This is a genomic window from Alcanivorax nanhaiticus, assembly GCF_000756665.1.
Taxonomy (GTDB): domain Bacteria; phylum Pseudomonadota; class Gammaproteobacteria; order Pseudomonadales; family Alcanivoracaceae; genus Alcanivorax; species Alcanivorax nanhaiticus.
The window spans coordinates 38600-55546 of sequence record NZ_ARXV01000016.1; the positions used below are offsets into that span (position 1 = coordinate 38600).

Annotated in this window: 16 protein-coding genes; 11 read left to right on the forward strand and 5 right to left on the reverse strand. The window is 58.2% G+C overall.

Annotation, left to right across the window (positions count from 1 at the left end; translation table 11 throughout):
• Window positions 1–5: 5 nt before the first annotated feature.
• Entirely contained in the window at window positions 6–809 is an 804-nt protein-coding gene (locus Y5S_RS16005) for a sulfite exporter TauE/SafE family protein (RefSeq protein WP_197055166.1), read from the reverse strand.
• A gap of 174 nt (window positions 810–983) precedes the next feature.
• On the opposite strand from Y5S_RS16005, the gene Y5S_RS16010 reads away from it, so the two are divergent.
• Window positions 984–1736 (forward strand): NRDE family protein, encoded by a 753-nt coding sequence (locus Y5S_RS16010; RefSeq protein WP_035234461.1) that lies wholly within the window; start codon window positions 984–986, stop codon window positions 1734–1736.
• Window positions 1737–1743: 7 nt separating this feature from the next.
• Here Y5S_RS16010 and Y5S_RS16015 read toward each other — a convergent pair whose 3' ends face one another.
• Genes Y5S_RS16015 through Y5S_RS16025 form a run of 3 tightly spaced genes read right to left on the reverse strand, consistent with a single transcriptional unit; the run spans window position 1744 to window position 6003 of the window.
• Window positions 1744–3186 (reverse strand): M20/M25/M40 family metallo-hydrolase, encoded by a 1443-nt coding sequence (locus Y5S_RS16015; protein WP_156107815.1) that lies wholly within the window; start codon window positions 3184–3186, stop codon window positions 1744–1746.
• A gap of 2 nt (window positions 3187–3188) precedes the next feature.
• Window positions 3189–5465, reverse strand: a complete 2277-nt coding sequence (gene ptsP, locus Y5S_RS16020; RefSeq protein WP_035234463.1) for a phosphoenolpyruvate--protein phosphotransferase — start codon at window positions 5463–5465, stop codon at window positions 3189–3191.
• Window positions 5458–6003 (reverse strand): RNA pyrophosphohydrolase, encoded by a 546-nt coding sequence (locus Y5S_RS16025; RefSeq protein WP_156107821.1) that lies wholly within the window; start codon window positions 6001–6003, stop codon window positions 5458–5460. The genes ptsP and Y5S_RS16025 overlap by 8 nt, the downstream gene beginning before the upstream one ends.
• A 256-nt stretch (window positions 6004–6259) precedes the next feature.
• On the opposite strand from Y5S_RS16025, the gene Y5S_RS16030 reads away from it, so the two are divergent.
• Window positions 6260–6913, forward strand: coding sequence for a histidinol-phosphatase (locus Y5S_RS16030; protein WP_035234464.1), 654 nt, complete (start codon window positions 6260–6262; stop codon window positions 6911–6913).
• 23 nt (window positions 6914–6936) lie between these two features.
• On the forward strand, window positions 6937–7857 hold the full coding sequence (locus Y5S_RS16035) for a hypothetical protein (protein WP_052041658.1): 921 nt from the start codon (window positions 6937–6939) through the stop codon (window positions 7855–7857).
• 270 nt (window positions 7858–8127) lie between these two features.
• Here the strand turns inward: Y5S_RS16035 and Y5S_RS16040 are convergent, their stop codons facing one another.
• Window positions 8128–8757, reverse strand: coding sequence for an outer membrane beta-barrel protein (locus Y5S_RS16040; RefSeq protein ID WP_035234465.1), 630 nt, complete (start codon window positions 8755–8757; stop codon window positions 8128–8130).
• A gap of 226 nt (window positions 8758–8983) precedes the next feature.
• On the opposite strand from Y5S_RS16040, the gene Y5S_RS16045 reads away from it, so the two are divergent.
• The 8 genes from Y5S_RS16045 (at window position 8984) to Y5S_RS16080 (ending at window position 16882) form a co-directional block, all read left to right on the forward strand.
• Entirely contained in the window at window positions 8984–11482 is a 2499-nt protein-coding gene (locus tag Y5S_RS16045) for a heavy metal translocating P-type ATPase (protein WP_035234467.1), read from the forward strand.
• Window positions 11479–12129 (forward strand): class I SAM-dependent methyltransferase, encoded by a 651-nt coding sequence (locus Y5S_RS16050; RefSeq protein ID WP_035234469.1) that lies wholly within the window; start codon window positions 11479–11481, stop codon window positions 12127–12129. Before Y5S_RS16045 ends, Y5S_RS16050 begins: the two co-directional genes overlap by 4 nt.
• Window positions 12126–12494: a cupredoxin domain-containing protein gene (locus Y5S_RS16055; protein ID WP_035234471.1), complete on the forward strand. Its 369-nt coding sequence runs from the start codon at window positions 12126–12128 to the stop codon at window positions 12492–12494. The genes Y5S_RS16050 and Y5S_RS16055 overlap by 4 nt, the downstream gene beginning before the upstream one ends.
• A 32-nt stretch (window positions 12495–12526) precedes the next feature.
• Window positions 12527–13024 carry a DUF411 domain-containing protein gene (locus Y5S_RS16060; protein ID WP_231552720.1) on the forward strand — a complete coding sequence of 166 codons (498 nt, stop codon included), beginning with the start codon at window positions 12527–12529 and terminating at the stop codon, window positions 13022–13024.
• Between the two features lie 143 nt (window positions 13025–13167).
• Window positions 13168–13827: a LysE family translocator gene (locus tag Y5S_RS16065; RefSeq protein ID WP_052041659.1), complete on the forward strand. Its 660-nt coding sequence runs from the start codon at window positions 13168–13170 to the stop codon at window positions 13825–13827.
• Window positions 13828–13849: 22 nt separating this feature from the next.
• Window positions 13850–14227: a hypothetical protein gene (locus Y5S_RS16070; RefSeq protein ID WP_035234472.1), complete on the forward strand. Its 378-nt coding sequence runs from the start codon at window positions 13850–13852 to the stop codon at window positions 14225–14227.
• Between the two features lie 37 nt (window positions 14228–14264).
• Window positions 14265–16148, forward strand: coding sequence for a copper resistance system multicopper oxidase (locus tag Y5S_RS16075; RefSeq protein WP_052041660.1), 1884 nt, complete (start codon window positions 14265–14267; stop codon window positions 16146–16148).
• Window positions 16145–16882: a copper resistance protein B gene (locus Y5S_RS16080; RefSeq protein ID WP_231552721.1), complete on the forward strand. Its 738-nt coding sequence runs from the start codon at window positions 16145–16147 to the stop codon at window positions 16880–16882. The genes Y5S_RS16075 and Y5S_RS16080 overlap by 4 nt, the downstream gene beginning before the upstream one ends.
• Window positions 16883–16947 lie beyond the last annotated feature (65 nt).

Consider the following 16947-nt stretch of genomic DNA (forward strand, 5'->3'; position numbering starts at 1 on the left):
ATCACTTATCCAAACAGCAGTTTCAGCCCGAGCACAAAAAGCACCGCCGCAAACACTCGTTTCAGGGTAGCGGAAGGCAAGCGGTGACTGACCCTGGCGGCCAGGCGGGCAAACGGAAAACTGGTGAGCACTATACCGGCTGTGGCCGGTAAAAACACATATCCAAGCGCGCCATCCGGCAGATGCTGCTCATTCCAGCCTGCCACCGCAAAACCCACCGTACCGGCAATCGCAATGGGGAGCCCACAGGCTGAGGAAATCGCAACGGCCTGCTGCATTTTCAGTCGACACCAGCTCAGAAACGGTACCGTCAGCGAACCACCGCCAATACCGAAAATGGCGGACCCGGTACCGATCAACGTCCCCGCTATCCCCAGGCCCAAGGCTCCCGGTACCCGCTCTGGCAGAGAATCATCCACCTGCCGGTTACCCATCAACAGCATCTGCAACGCAATCAGCATGGCAAAGAGACCAAACAACCGGGTCAGCAGTTCCCCTTTCATGGCATCGGCGATGAAGGCTCCGGCAAAAGCACCCACCACGATGCCCACACCAAGACGGAAAGCCACCGGCCAGCGCACATAACCTGCCCGATGGTGTGTTCTGACCGCACTGATGGAGGTGATGATGATGGTGCTGAGCGAGGTCGCAACGGCCATCTTGGCCACCAGATCAGGCGGAAAGCCAAGGCCATGAAAAAGAAAGATCAGTGCCGGCACAATCACCACACCGCCACCCAGACCCAGGGCGCCCGCCAGCAACCCGGCCCCTACACCCACGCCAAGGCAAATCAGAAACAGCTCCAGCACCGGCTCTCCCACTCACTGCCAATCACCCTCGAGACAGGTATGCTAGCACGAGGGAACGCCCGGCGCCGGACACCCGAGCCGTGCGACTGAAACCCTTCAGAAAATAGACCCCCGGGGCCAAAACCCTGCCACGCCGATGGCATCAGCCGCGCGAGATAAAGAAAGGTAAGACGCATGTGCATTGTACTGCTGGACTGGCAACCGGATACCGATACGCCACTACGTGTAGCAGCGAACAGGGATGAATTTCATGCCCGTCCTGCGGAGCCCGCACGCTGGCGCGGGGATATCTTCTGCGGACTGGATCTGACCGCAGGCGGCACCTGGTTGGGTATTCACCGAAATGGCCGCTTTGCCGTGGTCACCAACTACCGCGAGCCGATCACCGACCGCCAGCCCGGCGAGCGCTCACGCGGGCTGCTCCCCACCGCCTTTCTGGAATCCTCTGCCAGCCCGGAACAGTTTGCACATGAGCTGGCGGCAGAACAGGAACACTACGGCGCGTTCAATCTGTTAGTGGGCACCCCTGATAGCCTCTGGTACCTGGGCAACCGGGGCGCTCCGCCACAACCGGTGACACCCGGCATTCATGGTCTGAGCAACGGCTTAATGGATGATCCCTGGCCGAAGGTAAAGCGCGCCAAACACGATCTTCGCAATGCACTCAATCAGGGAGGCGAGCTGGAACGGCTGCTAGCGGTGGTCAACGATCGCCATCAGCCCGCTGACGATGAACTACCCGATACCGGCGTCGGCATCGATCTGGAACGCCTAGTTGCGCCCGTGTTTATCCACTCCGCCACTTACGGCACCCGGGCCAGCAGCGCGGTCATTCTGGATCGGAACAGCGGCCCGGCCATGCAGGAACAGAACTGGAACCCCGATGGCAGTCCGGCAGGGCCAATTGGATGCAGCCACCCATCCTGAGCAGCGCTCAGTGAAAGGGCGACTCCACTGCCTGTATGACACCGCTATAGAAACGCACCATCTGCGCGTACTGATCACGGGCAAGCCGTTCATTAGGGCCATGAAAACGTGCGATATCTTCCCGTTGCAGCGACACAGGCAGGAAGCGCAACACGTTCCCGGACAATGCCTGATAGTGGCGCGCATCACTCCCGGCAATAAGCAGAAATGGCGTGGGCACTGGCTCTCCCGGCAGTGCTGCCGCAAGGGCTGCGACCCGCTGGTAAGCATCCGAATCCGTAGGTGAAACGTCTGAAGCTTCAGAGAAGAACCCCTCGTGCACCTTCACTTTTACGCTGGGGGGCAAGGTGTCATTGAGCCAGGCCAGAATATCCTCACTGCGCTCACCCGGCAGCAACCGGAAGTTAATCACGGCCTGAGCCACCCCCGGCAACACATTGTCCTTTACCCCGGCATTCAACATGGTCGGTGCCAGAGTAGTACGAATCATTGCATTGGTTTCCGGCTTACTGGCCAGCTGCTGCAGCACCAGAGGTTTGAACAACCAAAGATTGGCGAACACCAACCGTTTGCCGAATGGTTGCCACGGTGCCACCTGCTCCAGCATCTGTCGGGTAGGCACCCCCAGAGAAGCCGGGCGAGGACTGGACTCGAGAACCTGTATGGCCGATGCCAATTCGCCAATTGCCGTTCTTACCGGCGGCCGGGAGGAGTGTCCTGGCTCGCCATAGGCACGCAGCTGCACGCTGAGATAGCCCTTTTCAGCGATGCCGATCAGTGCCACCGGCTCCCGGATGCCGAGGGTGCTGCCAGGCAGGATCATACCGCCCTCGTCGAGCACCAACTCAAACTGCAGACCCCGAGACAACAACCATGCCGCCATCCTGGCCGCACCATGCATACCGCCGGTTTCTTCATCATGACCAAAGGCCAGCCATACATCACAGGACGGTTGCTCACCTGCCGCCAGCATGCCTTCCACTGCCTCCAGAATGGCCATGACGCTGACCTTGTCGTCCATGGTGCCCCGCCCCCAGATATAGCCGTCGTCCTCTGCGCCGGAAAACGGCGGGTGCTTCCAGTCTGCCGGAGACGATACAGGCACCACGTCCTGATGGGCCAGTAACAGGGTGGGTTTGCAGCTGTTGCCACTATCCCAGTGGAACAGCAAGCTATGATCAAAGGTCTTTAGCGACAGAACCTCATGAACCAGCGGAAAGGACTCACGAAGAAAGGCATGAAATGCCACAAAGGCCTCATCGTTGCCGCTGACCGTAGGAAAGGTGATGGAACGGGAGAGCCGCGCCACCATCGCAGCCTGATCCTGAGAGGGAGACAGCGACGGCAGGGGTACCGCCCGCATTTCCGGTGCAGCCACCATCAGCGTGCGCCCCACCAACACCGCCAGCAGCCCCAACACCGCAAGTCCACCCAACAGCAGCTTCCGCATGATCAGCCGATGGCCTTGCGGTTACGCAGCAGCTCACCCAGGCCCGCCTTGTCCAGCTGAAGATCCACATAGGCCGAGATGACCTCCGCATTATCCATTGCCAGCACTTCACTGAGCAGCTTGCGGATAAAGCACATCTTCACCTGGCGAATCGCCGCCTTCACCTTGAGCAGGTTGGAGGCATTCATGGACAACGCATCCACCCCCATGGCCATCAGTAACAAGGCCGCAGCGGGCTCACCTGCCATTTCCCCGCACACCGACACCTTCTTGCCTTCTTCCCGCGCCTGTTCCACTACATGCAAAATCGCATGCAGCACCGCTGGATGATAAGAGTTATAGAGTGACGCGACCTGTCTGTTGTTGCGATCCACCGCCAACAAATACTGAGTCAGATCATTGGTACCGATGGAAAAAAAGTCCACCCGCTGAGCCAGCGCCCGCGCCTGATATACAGAGGCAGGCACTTCGATCATTACCCCCACTTCCGGCATGGGGATATCCACCCCTTCTTCACGCACTTCCAGCCAGGCGCGGTGAATGAAATGCTGGGCATCCTCCACCTCGGTCACACTGGTTACCATAGGCAACATGATGCGCAGATTATTGTGGCCTTCACTGGCCTTGAGCATGGCGCGTACCTGCACCATGAAAATTTCCGGGTGATCCAGAGTCACGCGAATGCCGCGCCAACCCAGGAAAGGGTTGTCTTCTTCAATGGGGAAATAACTGAGCGACTTGTCGCCGCCCACATCCAGCGTCCGCATGGTGACCGGATGCGGCGCAAAGGCGGCCAGCTGCTCACGGTAGATTACTCGCTGCTCTTCTTCAGAAGGGAAACGATCTCGCACCATGAAAGGAATCTCGGTGCGGTACAGGCCTACTCCTTCCGCACCACGCTCCAGAGAGCGCGTGATATCCGTCATCAGGCCCGTGTTCACCTGAAGCTGGATACGTTGACCATCCTCGGTTTCTGCTGGCAGATCCCGCAGCTTTTCCAGTCCGGCCTGCAGCGAGGCCTCTTCACGGATGATCTCTTCGAACTGCGCCTTCAGCTCCAGAGAGGCATTGGCCACTACCCGCCCACGGAAACCATCCACGATGATTTCCTTGTCATCCATCTGTTTGAGCGGAAGGTTCTGCGCACCGACCACGGTGGGAATACCCATGGCTCGGGCAACGATGGCCATGTGTGAGTTGCGCGAGCCTCTGGTGGTCACGATGCCTCGTACACGCTCCCGTGGCACCTCCATCAACATCGGCGCAGAAATATCCTCACCCAGCAAAATGCATTCTTCGGGGAAGACCACATGGCGGCGAGTCTGGCTTTGCAGTTGCGCCAGCACCCGACGTCCCAGATCACGCACATCTGCCGCACGCTCACGCAGATAGGGGTCATCCATCATTTCGAAATTGCGCACATGCTGATCGACCACATTGCGCAACGCCCCCTGTGCCCACTGCCCCTCACGAATCTGGGCGATCACTTCTGCCGGCAGCGCGTGGCGATCCAGCATGCGCAGGTAGACATCGAACAAGGCCTGCTCTTCGGTACCCAGTGATTTGGAGGCGCGCTCAGCCAGATCCCGTACTTCCTGCCGGGTTCTGACCAGTGCATCATCCAGTCGGGCGATTTCAGCCCCCACATCATCCACCTGACGATCTGGCACCGAGGCCAGATCCGCTTCAGGAAACAGTAGCACCCCATAACCAATCGCCGCGCCAGGGCAGCCCGGCAAACCATCGTAGAAGCTGGGCAAGGAAGCATCGCTGGCTTCCAGTTGGGCAAACAACACGCCGGAAGCATGGGCATGCGCAATCACTGCCGAGAGCTGCGCTGAGATGGTAACCAGAAAGGCCTCTTCACTCTGGTCGAAACGGCGCACATCCCGCTGCTGCACCACCATCACACCGAGCACCTTGCCATGGTGCATCACTGGCACACCCAGGAAAGCATGGAAAGGGTCTTCACCGGTTTCGGCAAGATAGAGAAATTTGGGATGGCTGAAAGCATCTTCCAGGTTAACCGGCTCTTCCCGGAGCCCCACCTGGCCAATCAAACCTTCCGACAACCCCAGGCTGACATGTCCCACCGCCTCACGCTTAAGGCCCTCCGAAGCCATTAACACGTAACGCTGATCTTCTTCATCACGAAGATAGATGGAGCACACTTCTGTCCCCATGGCGTCGCGCACCCGCTTGGCCATGAGATCCAGGGCGTCACGAATGTCCTCCGCATTATTCACTTCCTGAACAATGCGTCGCAGGGTATCAAGCATCGTTAGCCCCTCCTGGACGGTTGGCCGTCTTCACCGACAGCGTACCGACTTCTTTTTTCAACGCAGGCGCCAGCTCTCTGAGAGCACGGGCATACACGCCCCGCTTGAAGTGCACCACCTTGCGAATCGGGTACCAGTAATTCACCCAGCGCCAGGCTTTGAATTCCGGCGTTTCACTGGCGAAAAGATCGATGGATTCCTCACTGGCGGTGAGTTTGAGCAAAAACCATTTCTGCCGCTGGCCAATGCAATGGGGTCGATTACGAGGGCGGCGCAAAAAGCGACGCGGCAAACGGTACGTCAGCCACCCTTCCGTTGAGGCAATAATTTCCACATGTTCTGCACGCAGACCAACCTCTTCTTCCAGTTCCCGAAACAGGGTTTCTTCCGGCGTTTCACCGGGCATCATGCCCCCCTGGGGAAACTGCCAGGCATCACGATTGCCGACCCGCCGACCCCAAAATACCCGGCCATCCTCGCCGGCAATGATGATTCCAACATTCAGCCGGAACCCTTTTTCATCAATAATGCCTGTCATGATCTCTCTGAAGCAGGGGCTGCGCTCCTGCGCGATAGTGGCTTTGCAGCCCAGAGCCTGAAAACCCCTATCCTTCATAGGGTTAAAGTGCCTCCACAGCACGGCGTAGATTCAGGCATGGTCGTCCCATTAAACCTTGTCCGGCAACCTGCAATCAATTCCCGAATCCAGTTCTCGCTGCAACTTCCGTACCTTTTGCGCGCTATGACTTGTCACTCGCATCCCCTAAACTAGGCGGCTTAGCTGAGGAGGGGCCATGACACTTGCCATTTTTGATCTTGATAACACCTTGATCGGTTGCGACTCCGACCATCTGTGGGGAGACTGGCTGGTTGAGAAAGGCATTGTTGATGCCGAGCACTACAAAGAGACCAATGACCAATTCTATGTGGATTATCAGAATGGTCGGCTCGACATCCTTGCGTACCTGCGCTTTTCCCTGAAAGTGCTGGCAGACAACGACATGGCCCAGCTGCATTTCTGGCGCGAACAATTTCTGGCTGAAAAGCTGGACAGCATGTGGCTTCCCAAAGCCGAAGCCCTGCTTCAACAACACCGCGATCAGGGACATACCCTGATGATCATCACTGCCACTAACGACTTTGTCACCGCCCCACTGGCTGACAGACTGGGGGTGGATCATCTCATCGCTACTGTTGCCGAATGCAAAAAAGAACGCTACACCGGTGATATCGCAGGCATCCCCAGCTACCGGGAAGGCAAGGTCACGCGGCTGCATGATTGGTTGAAGGCGCACAACGAAACCCTCGAAGGCAGCTGGTTCTACAGTGATTCCCACAACGATCTGCCGCTACTGGAGCAGGTCGACAACCCGGTAGCCGTAGACCCGGACGCCACCCTGGACCGTGAAGCCCGGGAACGGGGCTGGCAAGTGATCAGCCTGCGCTAATGACAGCGGATATGAGAAGTCTCATGAAAAAACCCGTTCGCGTCCTGTTCACTGCCCTGCTTCCTCTGGCCCTGGCTGCCTGTGATACCAGCGAGGCACCGGAGCCCGAAACCCATGCCGAAGCCCCCATCGAGACGGGCATTATCGTGACTGACTGGCAACAGCAAAGCCTTGAGCAGTTCGAGCAGGCGGCAGCCCATTGGCAACAGGCGCTGGTCAACCTCGAGCAGAACAAGGACGAAAAAAACCTGGCCGCGCTGCGTCAGTCGCTCGCTGATTGGTACCATCGCTTTACCGAGCAGGCGCCACTCCTCAATGCCCGGGCCTGCCAGCTGAAGCAGCAGGCTATCCTGGCACGCATGGATACCTGGCCTCTTTACCCCGGCTACATTGACTCCATGCCGGAATGGCCGGAATCCGGCCTGATCAGCGATCCCTATCTGGAATTGAACCGCAAGAACCTGCGCATTCAGCATGGCGCCACCGACTCAGCCGAAGCGAGCCTCGGCTTTGCCGCCATGCTGGTGGTACTCAATGGCACCAGCGAAACGGCCAAGCCCCTGGCCTTTTTCCAGGAAGAAGCGCAACAGGCACCTCGCCGACTCACCTACCTGAAACTGGCGGGTGAACAGATCCTGGCCGACTACCGCACATTCGCTACAGAGGTCTCTCTGGTTAGCAGTGATCTGGACTGTGCACTCAGCGCCATGCTTGAGCGCCGCCAGCAACTGATCAGCAGTACCGACAACGACAGCGAGCTGGTCATCCCCAATACCATCCGTAAGACTCTCAGCGACATTCAGTTGAACGCTCTGCAGAACTTGCCGGAATCGGTGGTTAGTGCCTGGGAGGACGTCCAGCCCGGCATTATGGAGGCGATCACCTCCAGCAAAAATAAGGGCTGGAAACCGATTGAGGAATGGCAGGGGCGCACGTCCGAATAAATCACCATCGGCCAATCGCCGCCAACAGCGCACGCCCAGCCCCTCAAACCTCGTGCCGGCCCTGTGGGAGCGGCGGTTCCGCCGCGAAAGCCCTAACCAAGTGCTACTGAGCATCGTGGCCGAACCCCCACTCCCACGGCACCCCAAGCCAATGCAGGTCAGGAAGTCTTTGTCTGCGGCATAACCTCTCGCTTTCCGGCTACCCCCAAACGAACACAAAAAAAGCCCGCCGGGTTTCCCCGGCGGGCTTTTTTCATCAGGCTCGACCGCTTAGAAGTTGTAGCGACCGAATACGCCGATGGACTCACGATCACCACCGAACAGCAGGCGTGCGCCCACGTCTACAGCCGCAGTCGCTTTAAACAAGCCCTGGGCGTACAGAGTGATGTCATCGTCATACAGGTCGTAGTAAGACAGGCCACCTTCCAGCTCTACCTTGTCAGCGACGGCCGCGCGGACACCACCACGCAGTTCAAAGCCGATTTCATCATCGCTAGCGCTATCTTCTGCACAAACGCCGAAGCTACAAACGCGGTAATCATATTCCTGATCATCATAAATGATGTCAGCGGAACCCACGAAGTCCAGCTTGTCCTGCAGCGGAGTGTGGAAACCCACACCGGCGTAGATCTGCTTGCCATCCAGGTCACCCGGACCAAAATCACCGTCGTAGAAAGACAGGCCACCGCGCAGGAACAGGTGCTCGTCCAGCTCAAACGCACCCTCTGCGGTCAGTACATCTACATCCCACTCGTCATCAAATTCCCACTGATCGTAGGCCAGCTGACCATAGTTGTAAGAAAAACCGTTATCACGGACAGCAGACGTACGCTGCTCTGCCATGGCAGGAGCGGTGATAGCGAGAGCAATACCAGACACAAGCAATGTTTTTTTCAACATAATAAAGTCGTCCTCAATCAAAATTAAACGGCTTTCAAGACTGCGCCAGTGTAACCCTTTCCCTGACAAACAATCTGTGCGGCCACTCTGGAACCCCAGAGATTTATTAAAGTTTTTCAAAGATGCGGGCAGAGTTATAACACGCCCTTGACCTGGGGGTTACCCTCAAGTTTCACAATCTGTGATGAACCGCATGGAATCTGTCTGCGTAGAAAAGGAGGCGTAGATGGCAAGCTACCAGTTGCCTATATCAGGGGCCACCTGCAAGGGCTGTGCTCGAAAAATATCCAGTGCATTGACTGCCGTGCCCGGCGTCGACGATGTGCAGGTGGATCTGGAACATCAACAGGCCCATGTATCCGGAAGTAGTGCGCTTTCCGAAGCGGCATTGCAAGATGCTATCGCCGAGGCCGGCTATGCCCCAGCTGAGCAGCACAGTGACATACCGGCTGCAGATTCGCACGAGAATCCAAATGCGGATCGCTCCATGCAGGACATCTCACTGAATATTACCGGCGCCACCTGTGCAAGCTGCGTCCGGACTATTGAGCAAGCGCTACGAAGCACCCGCGGCGTGAAACAGGCCGAGATGAATTTCGCCGACCGCACCGCCCGGATATCAGGCACTGCCAACGCGACCACGCTGATCAAGGCGGTGGAGGCGGCAGGCTATGGTGCCAGCGAGATGCAACCTGAAGATGATGGTAGCGAGCAAGAAGCCCTCGAGCAGGCCCACTATCGGCAGCTACTCAAGCATATGTGGCTGGGGCTGGGGTTAGGTGTCCCTCTCATGGCCTGGGGCCTGCTCGGTGGCGACATGATGGTTCGCCCTGGCCAGCCTTCCCAGTGGATCTGGTTGGCTATCGGACTGCTCACATTAGGCGTTCTCGCCACTGCCGGACGGCATTTCTTTATCGGGGCATGGAAAGCCTTTCGCAATCATAACGCCAACATGGACACGCTGATTGCCCTCGGCACAGGGGCCGCATGGTTATATTCCATCGTCGTTGTCATTGTGCCCGGCGTCCTTCCTGAGGCTGCACGTCATGTCTATTTTGAAGCCAGCGCCATGATCATCGGTCTGATCAATCTTGGCCAGGCGCTGGAAGTACGGGCACGAGGCAAAACCAGTGCGGCCGTGAAGCGGCTATTGGACCTGGGTGCAAAAACCGCTCGCGTCATCCGCGATGGCCCAAACCAACAAAGGGAAGAACTGGACATTCCCGTTGAACAGGTGCAAACCGGTGACCACGTGCGAGTCCGGCCTGGTGAAAAGATTGCCGTGGATGGCGAGGTGCAGGAGGGAGAAAGCCGCATCGACGAGTCCATGCTTACCGGCGAACCCATGCCAGTGGAAAAAAGCGTGGGTGACAAGGTCAGTGCCGGCACCATTAATCAAGCTGGCACCCTGATCTACCGGGCCACAGCGGTAGGCAAGGACACAGCCCTGTCCCAGATCGTGGCACTGGTAAAAAAGGCTCAGGGCAGCAAGCCGCCCATTGGCCGGCTGGCAGACCAGGTGTCCGCCGTGTTCGTGCCCACTATCATGATCATCGCGGTAATCTCTGCGCTGGCCTGGTTCAACTTTGGCCCCGAGCCACGTCTCACCCATATGCTTATCAGCGCCACCACCGTGCTGATCATCGCCTGCCCTTGCGCACTGGGGCTCGCCACTCCCATGTCGGTGATGGTTGGCGTCGGCAAGGCGGCAGAACATGGCATTCTGATTCGCCAAGGCGAAGCGCTGCAGACCAGCAGCAAGCTGGACACCATTGTGCTGGACAAGACCGGCACTATTACCGAAGGCAAACCGGCCGTCATTGCTATTCTTTGCGCTGACGGCCAGCAGGAAAACACGCTGTTGCAACTCGCGGCAAGCCTCGAGAACGGCTCTGAACACCCGCTTGCCATGGCCGTGCTACGCGAAGCTGAACGTCGTGACCTGACGCTTTCAGAAGCAACCCGGTTTGAAGCCATTAATGGCAAAGGCGTTACCGCGATAGTGAACGGTCAACGCTACCGACTGGGCAACCAACGCTGGCTGGAAAGCGAAGGAATCAACGTTTCCCTGAGCAGTGATTCGTTGACCCAAAAAGGCGCCACTCCACTGTTCCTCGCCAGCGAGGGAACACTGCTTGGCATCATCGGCGTGGCAGATCGCATCAAGGCGGATTCCCGCGAGGCCATCGCCCGGCTGCGCGAGGCGGGCATGAAGGTCATCATGATCACCGGCGACATCCAGGCCAGCGCTGATGCCATCGCCGCAGAAGCCGGGGTCGATGAAGTCATGGCCGAAGTCTTGCCGGAAGACAAGGCAAACAAGGTCAAGGCGTTACAACAACAAGGGCGCATCGTGGCGATGGTCGGTGACGGTATCAATGATGCTCCGGCCCTGGCCCAGGCCGATGTGGGTTTTGCCATCGGCACCGGTACCGATGTGGCGATTGAGTCTGCTTCCATTACGCTGATGGGGGGTTCCCTGCATGGCGTCGCAGATGCCATGGAAATCTCCAGTGCCACGGTGCGCAACATCAAACAGAACCTGTTTGGTGCCTTTATTTACAACAGCCTGGGAGTACCGGTAGCCGCCGGGGTGCTTTACCCCTTTACTGGTAGTCTGCTCAGCCCGGTGATAGCCGGAGCAGCCATGTCGCTTAGCTCAGTTACGGTGGTCACCAATGCCAATCGTCTTCGACTTTTCAAACCTCATCGAGATCCATCATGACGCCAGAACAACTCGCGGCACAGTTACGCCACCCTCATGGGGAAGAGGGAGCGGAAGTAGCGGCCAACATGAACGCCAGCAACCAACCGATTATTGCCAACACTTATGCGGCATTATCGCTGCAAGGTGGCGACCGGGTGCTTGAAATTGGCCCCGGAAGTGCCGGGCATTTGCCGACCTTGCTTGCGCAAGTAGACGATCTTGATTACACCGGACTGGATCTTTCCGAAGACATGGTAAAGGCCGCACAGGCCATGCATGAATCGCAGCCGAAGGTGCGTTTTATTCAAGGAGATATTGTTGAGGCCCCGCTGCCCGACAATTATTTCCACGCGATTGTGGCGGTGAATGTGGTGTATTTTTGGCAACCACTGGCACCCGCCCTGAAAGCAATTTGGCAACACATGGCGCCGGGCGGACAGCTTTGCCTGGGCTTGAGAGACCGAAAAAGCATGTCAAGCCTGGCAGTTTTTCAGCATGGTTTTCTAACCTACGAAGGTCCGGATTTGTTGCAGGCACTGGAAGCCGCAGGCTTTGTGCAACCAGAGCTGAAGTACTTCAAAGAAGACAGCATCAGCGTTCTGGGTGAAATCATGCATAAAACCGGTCTGGTCGTTACCGCACACAAACCGGAGGATCAACCATGACAGCATTGATCAACCTCGCAGGCCTGCTATTAATCGCCCTGATCATTAGCTGGTTCTGGCTGTCTCAGGCCGGAGGTCGCCAACGCAAACAGGACGCAACGGTAAGCGAAGCATCCGTGATAGTGAAAAATGGCGTCTATGATCCTCCCACTCTTCATGCCCGCGCCGGCCAAACACTGACCTTGCATTTTGACCGCCAGGATCCCTCACCCTGTGCAGAGCAGGTGATCTTCCACGGACTGGGTGTGAGTGAATTTCTGGACAGCGGCAAGGTCACAACCGTTACGCTGCAAAACCCGCCCAAGGGCGAATACCGTTTTACCTGTCAGATGCAGATGTATCAGGGCAGATTGATTGTAGACTGAACGCAACACGCCAACACGAATGAGGCCTTAACGTGAAAAAGATACTGATTATTTTATCTGCCCTGCTGATCGTTGCCTGTGGTGAAGATGCACCCGCAAAGCCGGAAACCAATGCGACTGAAACACCCACAACCCAGTCGACTGCCAGCAGCAAAATACTGGAAGTGTATAAATCACCCACCTGTGGCTGCTGCGGCGCCTGGGTCGATCACATGAAGGAAAACGGCTACACCGTGAAAGTGCACGAAACCGACAACATGCAGCCAATCAAGGAAAAGGCCGGCATCCTCCCCGGCGGAGGCTCCTGCCACACCGCCTTTATTGATGGCTACGTGATTGAAGGTCATGTCCCGGCCAGTGATGTGGATCGCTTGCTCGCCGAACGGCCTCAAGGCAAGGGCCTTACCGTACCTGGCATGCCGGTAGGCTCACCCGGCATGGAAATGGGCGACCGGGTGGATGCCTATGACGTACTGCTGTTCGATGAAGACGGCATGGCCGTATTCAGCCACCACCCCGGGAATCAATAAGTACAGTCTCGAGTGGCGAGTAATGAGTCGCGAAGACCCCAATCGGTTTTCGAAACTCGTTACTCGAAACTCGCCTTTCCTGCCCTTCAACCTGTCACACCAACCCGCTACAGTGGCTCCCTTTGCGTGTAACGAGACCCTGAATGCTTCCTCTTCATGACTGGCTACTGCTCGCCAGCATCTGCGCCTTGGGGGCCATGACGCCGGGGATCAGCCTGGCGGTGATTACCCGGCATACTCTCCACGGCGGACACCGCGCCGGGGCCTTGGCCGGCATCACACATGCCCTGGGTATCGGCATCTGGGCGGCGGCCACGGTCACCGGCATGGCCGTGCTGTTTCACCGTTATCCCATGCTGGAAACCGGCTTTTCGCTGGTCGGGGCGGTCTTCCTGCTATGGATGGCCTGGAAAAGCTGGCAGGCCGGTCGCCACCCACTTCCCCCGCCTGACCCGGACAGTCAGTTCAAGCAGCTCCACGGTGCCGCCTGGGACGGTTTTATGGTGGCCTTCCTCAACCCCAAGGTGGCGCTGTTCTTCCTGGCCCTGTTCAGCCAATTTCTCTCCGCCGACATGAGCCTCGTGGCACGGACACAGATGGTCCTGACCTCCATGCTGATTGATGGTGGCTGGTATGTGCTGGTGGCCATGATGCTGGGCCGCAGCCGCTTTCTGCCCTGGCTTCGCGAGCACCACCACTGGGTGGAACGGGGCACCGCCGTCCTGCTGGTGGTGATTGCCTGCAGCGTTGCCGTTCAGGCCCTGACAGCTGACACCTCACTACCGGCCTTGACCATGGGGTAGCCCCCAGGTTGATAATGACGATATGAAACGTGTGTGGCGCAAATACATATCGGCCCTGCTGGCCCTGTTGCTCACCGGCCTGATGCTGGTGACAGGCACCGCCGCGGCCGTGCAAAGCAGCGCCATGGCCGCCGATGGCTCCGGCATCAGCGCCATGGACCACTGCCATCACCACAACACGGCCATGGCCGACATGCCCTCCGCTGATGTCGATAGCAACCACTGCCCCGATGGTGAAGCCTGTCAGTGCGTGACACTTTGCCAGGCCAGCGCCATTACCTTCACCCGCTTTATTTCGTCCAACGATCGCCCCGTCCGCCACTACTTGCCGGAGGCGGTGATTGATCTGTCACCGGGCATTCACCGGTTACCGTTCCGCCCCCCGTCCCTGACTGTTTGAGACCGCCTTACCCACTCAAACAATCAGGAGACAGACCATGAACACCCCACATCCGTTTTCCCTGCCGCGGCGACGTTTCGTGCAGGGACTGGCGCTGGGTGCCGCCGGCCTGGGGCTGAGCCTCAGCCCTCGGCAACTGCTGGCGACTCAGGGACATACTGGCGCACCGGTGATCAGCGGTGACACCTTCCACCTGACACTGGGCGGCGCCGACGTGAACATCACCGGTAAGCCCCGTCAGGCCACCACCATCAATGGCATCGTGCCCGGCCCAACCTTGCGCTGGCGCGAGGGCGACACCGTCACCATCAAGGTCACCAACCTGCTACCAGAAACCAGTTCCATTCACTGGCATGGCCTGTTGTTGCCATTCCAGATGGATGGCGTGCCCGGCTTGTCCTTTGATGGCATCAAGCCCGGCGAAACCTTTACTTATCAGTTTCCCATCGTGCAAAGCGGCACCTACTGGTACCACAGCCACTCGGGCTTTCAGGAGCAAACAGGTCTTTACGGCTCAATCATCATCGATCCGAAAACACCGGACCCTCAGCCCTTTGACCGCGAACAGGTCATCATGCTGTCGGACTGGAGCGATGAAGACCCGAAGCATATTTACGCCACGCTCAAGAAGGTCAGCCATTACTACAATTTCAACGAACGCACCGTGTTCGATACCCTGCGCGACTTCCGCGAGAAAGGTGTTCTGAAAACGCTCAAGGACCGGCACATGTGGAACACCATGCGCATGAGCGACCGCGATCTGGCCGATGTCACCGGCTACACCTATACCTACCTGATGAATGGCCAGAGCCCCAACGGCAACTGGACCTGTCAGTTCAATCCCGGTGAACGGATCAAGCTGCGCTTCATCAACGCCAGCGCCATGACTTTCTTTGATATCCGTATTCCCGGCCTCGACATGACCGTGGTGGCCATGGACGGGCAGCCGGTGAAGCCAGTGGATTTCCATGAGGTCCGGCTTGGCGTGGCCGAAACCCTGGACGTGATCGTGGCGCCCAAAGACGACCGCGCCTACACCCTGTTTGCCCAGAGCATCGACCGCTCCGGTTTTGCCCGTGGCACCCTCACCCCGGACCCGGCCTACACCGCCGAAGTCCCGGCCATGGATGAGCCGCCCCTGCTAGGCCATACCGAAATGGGTATGGGAAGCATGGATCACGGAACCATGAACCATGACATGGGCGACATGGACCACAGCACCATGGACCATGACATGAGCAGCATGGACCACAACGCCATGAGTCATGAAGGCATGCAACACAACGGCATGGCCGTACCCTTTGCCATGGATCCGGCCAACCCGGATCTGGCACCAAGAGACAGTGCGACCGAGCATCTGCCCAGCGAATTCGGCCCCGGTGTGGACATGCGCGCCATGGCCCCCGGCGAGATGCTCGCCGACCCCGGCATTGGCCTGCGCGACCGCGACTGGAAAGTGCTCACCTATGCGGATATGGAAACCGCCGGCGGACCACCGGACAGCCTCCATCCGGATCGAGAAATTGTACTGCACCTGACCGGCAACATGAGCCGCTACATGTGGAGCTTCAACGGCATTCCCTTTGCCGATGCCCAACCCCTGGAGCTGTACCACAACGAACGGGTGCGCATCACGCTGGTCAACGACACCATGATGACCCACCCCATTCACCTGCATGGCCTGTGGAGCGATCTGGAACTGGGGGATGGCAAGCTGCTGCGCAAGCACACCATCACTGTGAAGCCCGGCGAGAAGCTCAGCTACCTGGTGCGTGCCGACGCGCTAGGTCGATGGGCCTATCACTGCCACCTGCTCTATCACATGGATGCGGGCATGTTCCGCGAAGTCCGCGTGATCGCCAAAGACGGCAGTCAATCCATGCCCGCCATGGATCACCATCAGCATGGGGAGGGCGCATGATGAATATGATCAAGAAGGTACTCCCTGCCATCGCGCTCACCTTGAGCACACAAACTGCACTCGCCATGAGCGAGCACCCCATGTGGGTGGGCCAGGTCATTCTCGATCAGCTGGAAATCCGAGATGCGGACGAAGGCAGGGTCATGGCCTGGGAGCTGGATGCCTGGTACGGCGGCGACTTGAACAAACTGTACTTTGCCAGCGAGGGCGAGCGGCTCATGGCACCGGAGGAGGATGAAGAAGACCCGGCGACCGAAGGGGCTGAAACGCGACTGGCCTGGAGCCGCGCCCTTTCTCCCAACTGGGACTGGCAGCTTGGCGTACGGCGCGACTGGCAACCTGATGATCCGAACCGCGACTGGGGCAGCATCGGCCTGCAGGGACTCGCTCCCTACTGGTTCGAGGTCAACACCCACCTGTTCGTTGGCGAAGACGGCCTGAGCAACCTGCGCCTGGAAGCCGAATACGAACTGATGTTCACCCAGAAGCTGGTGCTGGTTCCCAGCCTTGAGGCGAATCTGTATGGCAAGGAGGACGACGAGCTTGGTGTTGGCAAGGGTCTGGCGGATATCGAAGCTGGACTGCGGTTACGCTACGAGATTCGCCGGGAAATAGCCCCCTACATCGGTGTGAACTGGGAGAAACAGTACGGTGATACCGCTGACTTTACCCGTAACGCTGGCGGCAAGACTGAAGAAGGCAGCGTGGTGGCCGGTATCCGTCTCTGGTTCTGATCGCAATACAACGGGTTGGGCCCGCTAAAGGCCCACCCGCATCACATCGTTAGTTTGAACAGGGG

Bases quoted from the DNA above. Each gene is read 5' to 3' on its own strand.
- Y5S_RS16010 (WP_035234461.1), top strand. From the start codon at position 984: ATGTGCATTGTACTGCTGGACTGGCAACCGGATACCGATACGCCACTA.
- Y5S_RS16015 (WP_156107815.1), bottom strand. From the start codon at position 3,186: ATGCGGAAGCTGCTGTTGGGTGGACTTGCGGTGTTGGGGCTGCTGGCG.
- ptsP (WP_035234463.1), bottom strand. From the start codon at position 5,465: ATGCTTGATACCCTGCGACGCATTGTTCAGGAAGTGAATAATGCGGAG.
- Y5S_RS16025 (WP_156107821.1), bottom strand. From the start codon at position 6,003: ATGACAGGCATTATTGATGAAAAAGGGTTCCGGCTGAATGTTGGAATC.
- Y5S_RS16030 (WP_035234464.1), top strand. From the start codon at position 6,260: ATGACACTTGCCATTTTTGATCTTGATAACACCTTGATCGGTTGCGAC.
- Y5S_RS16035 (WP_052041658.1), top strand. From the start codon at position 6,937: ATGAAAAAACCCGTTCGCGTCCTGTTCACTGCCCTGCTTCCTCTGGCC.
- Y5S_RS16040 (WP_035234465.1), bottom strand. From the start codon at position 8,757: ATGTTGAAAAAAACATTGCTTGTGTCTGGTATTGCTCTCGCTATCACC.
- Y5S_RS16045 (WP_035234467.1), top strand. From the start codon at position 8,984: ATGGCAAGCTACCAGTTGCCTATATCAGGGGCCACCTGCAAGGGCTGT.
- Y5S_RS16050 (WP_035234469.1), top strand. From the start codon at position 11,479: ATGACGCCAGAACAACTCGCGGCACAGTTACGCCACCCTCATGGGGAA.
- Y5S_RS16055 (WP_035234471.1), top strand. From the start codon at position 12,126: ATGACAGCATTGATCAACCTCGCAGGCCTGCTATTAATCGCCCTGATC.
- Y5S_RS16065 (WP_052041659.1), top strand. From the start codon at position 13,168: ATGCTTCCTCTTCATGACTGGCTACTGCTCGCCAGCATCTGCGCCTTG.
- Y5S_RS16070 (WP_035234472.1), top strand. From the start codon at position 13,850: ATGAAACGTGTGTGGCGCAAATACATATCGGCCCTGCTGGCCCTGTTG.
- Y5S_RS16075 (WP_052041660.1), top strand. From the start codon at position 14,265: ATGAACACCCCACATCCGTTTTCCCTGCCGCGGCGACGTTTCGTGCAG.
- Y5S_RS16080 (WP_231552721.1), top strand. From the start codon at position 16,145: ATGATGAATATGATCAAGAAGGTACTCCCTGCCATCGCGCTCACCTTG.